The organism is Kitasatospora sp. NPDC057518, assembly GCF_042802075.1.
In the GTDB taxonomy this organism is placed as follows: domain Bacteria; phylum Actinomycetota; class Actinomycetes; order Streptomycetales; family Streptomycetaceae; genus Kitasatospora.
The window spans coordinates 1-4,688 of sequence record NZ_JBHVEU010000585.1 but is presented as its reverse complement, the minus strand read 5'-3'; the positions used below and the strand labels follow the sequence as shown (position 1 = coordinate 4,688).

3 protein-coding genes are annotated in these 4,688 nt (G+C 71.1%); 1 reads left to right on the top strand and 2 read right to left on the bottom strand.

What is annotated here, in order from left to right:
- Nucleotides 1-42: 42 nt before the first annotated feature.
- Together ACFU7Z_RS36570 and ACFU7Z_RS36565 are read right to left on the bottom strand one after the other, a co-directional pair.
- Nucleotides 43-696, bottom strand: a complete 654-nt coding sequence (locus ACFU7Z_RS36570) for an MBL fold metallo-hydrolase (RefSeq protein WP_049649605.1) — start codon at nucleotides 694-696, stop codon at nucleotides 43-45.
- Between the two features lie 48 nt (nucleotides 697-744).
- A complete protein-coding gene (locus tag ACFU7Z_RS36565) occupies nucleotides 745-1,473 on the bottom strand; it encodes a maleylpyruvate isomerase family mycothiol-dependent enzyme (protein WP_380782362.1) in 729 nt (242 codons plus the stop codon).
- 279 nt (nucleotides 1,474-1,752) lie between these two features.
- On the opposite strand from ACFU7Z_RS36565, the gene uvrA reads away from it, so the two are divergent.
- Nucleotides 1,753-4,688: excinuclease ABC subunit UvrA (gene uvrA / locus ACFU7Z_RS36560; RefSeq protein ID WP_380782360.1), on the top strand; the 2,936-nt coding region annotated here is incomplete at its 3' end.

Here is a 4,688-nt window from a genome sequence, read left to right as displayed (position 1 = left end):
GGAGACGGTCACGGGGGCCTCGGCCGTGCGGCGGGGGAGGGGCTACCAGCCGCGCTCGCGCCACTCGTCGAGGTGCGGGCGCTCGGCGCCGACGGTGGTGTCGGAGCCGTGGCCGGGGTAGACCCAGGCCTCGTCGGGGAGGGCGTCGAAGATCTTCTCGGTGACGTCCCGATAGAGGGTCCGGAAGGCCTCCGGGTCGCCCCAGGTGTTGCCGACGCCGCCCGGGAAGAGGCAGTCGCCGGTGAAGACGTGCTGGTGGCCCTGCGGGTCGTCGTAGACGAGCACGATGGCGCCCGGGGTGTGGCCGACCAGGTGCCGGACGGTGAGCTCCACCTCGCCGACCCGGAGCGTGTCGCCGTCCGCGAGCAGCAGCTCGGTGGGGACGTCGATGCCCTCGGCGTCGTGCTCGCCGGCGGCCGTCCGGGCACCGGTGGTGGCGACCACCTCGGCCAGCGCGCCCCAGTGGTCGTGGTGGCGGTGGGTGGTGACCACCGTTTCGAGGTCGTCCCCGACGGTCTCCAGCAGCACCGGGGCGTCGGCGGCCGCGTCGATCAGGAGCTGTTCGTCGGTGGCCCGGCAGCGCAGCAGGTAGGCGTTGTTGTCGTACGGGCCGACGGCCACCTTGGTGATGATCAGGTGGGCCAGTTCCCGCACGTCCGGCGGTCCGCCGACCTTGACCGCTCCGTGGTACGTCATCCGTCTGCTCCTCGTCGTGTGGATCTCCCTGGCATCATCCTCGCGCCGTCAGCCCATGGGGGGAAGCGGGGGCAGGGCGGTGTCGGGGGTGCGGTGCAGGGCGTCGCCGGCGGAGCGGCCGGAGAGCCAGGCGGTGAGGGCGCGGACGGGGCCCCGGACGGTGAGGGCGGGCTCGCCGGTGCCGATGACGGCGCGGTCGTCGGTGTCGTCGGCGACCAGCTCGACGGCGGGCAGGCCGGCCTCCCCGGCCAGGCCGGCGGCGAGCTTGCGGAACTGGGCGACGGCGAAGTCCTCCGGCCAGTCCGCCGGGGTGTGGCCGGCGGCCAGGTCGACGTGGTGGTACTCCAGCTCCAGCAGGCGCTTGTGCGGGATCTGGTGGGCCGGGAAGACGTAGCCGAAGCGGTGCTTGACGGACGCCGCCCAGGCGTCGTCGGTCATCAGCGCGGCGGCGGCCAGGAAGCGCTCGTGGGACGCGCGCAGGTCGGCGAGGTGGGCGTCGAGCGGGCGGGGCGCGTCGCGCTCGATGTCCTGGTCGCGGGCCTCGTGGCTGGCGTACTGCGGGACGTCGGTGCCGGTGCGGGCGCCGGTCAGCAGGTTGACCAGGGAGTCGGCGTTGCGGGCGAGGTGGGCCAGCACGTGGCCCTTCGTCCAGCCGGGGAGGGCGGAGGGCTCGGCGACGGCGTCGGGCTTCAGCCCGGCGACGGTGCGCAGCAGGCGCCCGGTGCTCTCCTCGACCTGGCCGAGCCAGGAGTCGGCGGCGGACCTCGGGTCGGTCATCGAATCTGCCTTCCGTGCGGAACGGGGCGTTGCCCGGAGCGGGCTTCGCTCGTTGACCAGGTGACGCTACCGCCGAATCCGGGCCCTGAGCAGGGGGTTTTCGGGTACGCGCACCGTGCGGGTACGGACGGCCCGGGGGGTGGCCTCACTCGTTCGGGTGGTCCCGGCTGGACAAGGTCGATATTCGAACGTCTGAGCTATAGGCTGGCTGCCGCATCCTGGAAGAAGCAGCACATCCCAACGCAAGCCCTCTCGCCCCGGAGAAAGGCGCCAGAAGCAGTGGCCGACCGCCTCATCGTCCGCGGTGCTCGCGAGCACAACCTCAAGAACGTCTCGCTCGACCTGCCCCGCGACTCCCTCATCGTCTTCACGGGCCTCTCCGGCTCCGGCAAGTCCTCGCTCGCCTTCGACACGATCTTCGCCGAGGGCCAGCGCCGCTACGTCGAGTCGCTGTCCTCCTATGCCCGTCAGTTCCTCGGGCAGATGGACAAGCCCGACGTGGACTTCATCGAGGGCCTCTCCCCGGCCGTCTCGATCGACCAGAAGTCCACCAACCGCAACCCCCGTTCGACCGTCGGCACCATCACCGAGGTCTACGACTACCTGCGCCTGCTGTTCGCCCGGATCGGCAAGCCGCACTGTCCGCACTGCGGCCGCCCGATCGCCAAGCAGTCGCCGCAGGCGATCGTGGACAAGGTGCTGGAGCTCGCCGAGGGCACCCGGTTCCAGGTGCTCAGCCCGGTGGTGCGCGAGCGCAAGGGCGAGTTCGTCGACCTCTTCGCCGACCTCCAGTCCAAGGGCTACTCCCGCGCCCGGGTCGACGGCGGGACGATCCAGCTCGCCGAGCCGCCGAAGCTCAAGAAGCAGGAGAAGCACACCATCGAGGTGGTCATCGACCGCCTGACCGTGAAGGACAGCGCCAAGCGGCGGCTCACCGACTCGGTGGAGACGGCCCTGCGGCTGTCCGGCGGCATGGTCGTGCTCGACTTCGTCGACCTCCCCGAGGACGACCCGGAGCGCGAGCGGATGTACTCCGAGCACCTCTACTGCCCGTACGACGACGTGTCGTTCGAGGAGCTGGAGCCGCGCTCGTTCTCCTTCAACTCGCCGTTCGGCGCCTGCCCGGACTGCTCGGGCCTGGGCAACCGGATGGAGGTCGACCCAGAGCTGGTCGTGCCCGACGTCGAGCGCTCGCTGGACGAGGGCGCGATCCACCCGTGGTCGGCCGGGCACGCCAAGGAGTACTTCCAGCGCCTGATCGACGCGCTGGCCGGGGAGCTCGGCTTCCGCACCGACATCCCCTGGGCCGGGCTGCCCGCCCGCGCGAAGAAGGCGCTGCTGTACGGGCACAAGCACCAGGTGGAGGTCCGCTACCGCAACCGCTTCGGCCGCGAGCGCTCGTACAGCACCGGCTTCGAGGGCGCGATCCCGTTCATCCAGCGCCGGCACACCGAGGCGGAGAGCGACAGCAGCCGCGAGCGCTTCGAGGGCTACATGCGCGAGGTGCCCTGCCCGACGTGCCAGGGCACCCGGCTCAAGCCGGTGGTCCTCGCGGTCACCGTCGAGGGCAGGTCGATCGCCGACGTCTCCTCGATGTCGATCAGCGACTGCTCCGAGTTCCTCGGCGCGATGCGGCTCAACGCCCGGGACAAGCAGATCGCCGAGCGGGTCCTCAAGGAGGTCAACGAGCGGCTGCGCTTCCTGGTCGACGTCGGCCTGGACTACCTCTCGCTCGACCGCGCGGCCGGCACCCTGTCCGGCGGCGAGGCCCAGCGCATCCGGCTGGCCACCCAGATCGGCTCCGGCCTGGTCGGCGTGCTGTACGTGCTGGACGAGCCGTCCATCGGCCTGCACCAGCGGGACAACCACCGGCTGATCGAGACGCTGGTACGGCTGCGCGACATCGGCAACACCCTGATCGTCGTCGAGCACGACGAGGACACCATCAAGACGGCGGACTGGGTGGTCGACATCGGCCCGGGCGCCGGCGAGCACGGCGGCAAGGTGGTGCACTCCGGTTCGCTGAAGCAGCTGCTCACCAACAAGGAGTCGCTGACCGGCCAGTACCTCTCCGGCAAGCGGTCCATCCCGATCCCGGCCACCCGCCGCGAGCGGGACAAGAAGCGCCAGCTGACGGTCCACGGTGCCCGCGAGCACAACCTCAAGGACGTCACGGTCGGCTTCCCGCTCGGCACCTTCACCGCGATCACCGGTGTCTCCGGCTCCGGCAAGTCGACGCTGGTCAACGACATCCTGTACACCCACCTCGCCCGGGAGCTGAACGGCGCCCGCAGCGTGCCCGGCCGGCACACCCGGATCACCGGCACCGACCAGGTGGACAAGGTGGTGCACGTCGACCAGTCGCCGATCGGCCGCACCCCGCGCTCCAACCCGGCCACCTACACCGGGGTGTTCGACCACGTCCGCCGGCTCTTCGCGGAGACGCAGGAGGCCAAGGTCCGCGGCTACCTGCCCGGCCGGTTCTCCTTCAACGTCAAGGGCGGCCGCTGCGAGAACTGCTCGGGCGACGGCACCATCAAGATCGAGATGAACTTCCTGCCGGACGTCTACGTGCCGTGCGAGGTCTGCCACGGCGCCCGGTACAACCGGGAGACGCTGGAGGTCCACTACAAGGGCAAGTCCATCGCCGAGGTGCTGGACATGCCGATCGAGGAGGCGCTGGGCTTCTTCGAGGCCGTCCCGGCGATCGCCCGGCACCTGCGGACGCTCAACGACGTCGGCCTCGGCTACGTCCGGCTCGGCCAGTCGGCGCCGACGCTCTCCGGCGGCGAGGCGCAGCGCGTCAAGCTCGCCTCGGAGCTCCAGAAGCGCTCCACCGGGCGGACGGTCTACGTGCTGGACGAGCCCACCACCGGCCTGCACTTCGAGGACATCAGCAAGCTGATCAAGGTGCTCAGCGGGCTGGTGGAGAAGGGCAACACGGTGATCGTCATCGAGCACAACCTCGATGTGATCAAGACCGCCGACTGGATCGTCGACATGGGCCCCGAGGGCGGCTCCGGCGGCGGCACGGTGGTCGCCGAGGGCACCCCGGAGCAGATCGCCGCCGTCCCGGAGAGCCACACCGGCAAGTTCCTGCGGGACATCCTGCCGGCCGGTTTCGCGGACGCCCCGGCCGCCGCCCCGGCGAAGAAGGGTCAGGGTGGGGCCGGTGAGGTCCGCCCCCGGTGCTCCCTCGCTGACGCTCTCCACCC